The sequence below is a fragment of the Pseudomonas onubensis genome (assembly GCF_965653655.1).
GTDB lineage: Bacteria > Pseudomonadota > Gammaproteobacteria > Pseudomonadales > Pseudomonadaceae > Aquipseudomonas.
In genome coordinates this window covers 1-386 of sequence record NZ_CBFHAZ010000334.1, presented here as the reverse complement: position 1 = coordinate 386, position 386 = coordinate 1, and the positions used below count along the sequence as shown (strand labels likewise).

At 41.7% G+C, this 386-nt stretch carries 1 protein-coding gene; it reads right to left on the bottom strand.

Annotated elements, in window-relative coordinates:
• On the bottom strand, nucleotides 1-346 hold a 346-nt coding region (locus tag ACTD9P_RS30210; RefSeq protein ID WP_438870513.1), incomplete at its 3' end, for an energy-coupled thiamine transporter ThiT.
• Nucleotides 347-386 lie beyond the last annotated feature (40 nt).

The window sequence follows — 386 nt, the reverse complement described above, 5'->3', positions numbered from 1 at the left end:
CCATATAAGTACTGTTATAAATTATTGAGTAGATCCACACATTATCATCGCCTGCGTACTCTTTAAAGAAAACGACACCTGCGAGCAAGTGCGAAACAAATCTTAAAGCTCCGCCTATTAGAGCTCCTATAACGATATAAATTGCCATTTTTACTTTATTGAGTGATTGTGTTGCCTGTAATAATGGCTTTCTTACAATTGCCGCCAATCCTACTACTGTAAAGGCTAGACCGTAATCTAAAATCGCCTGAAGCCAGTGTACTATGTAAGCGCCGAACATCATTTGCATAACGCCGATCAGCAAGCCTGTTGCAAGTCCTGCTGTTAGCCCCCAACGAATGGCCATTAATATAATCGGTACCATAACAAAGCTGATTGACCCGCCC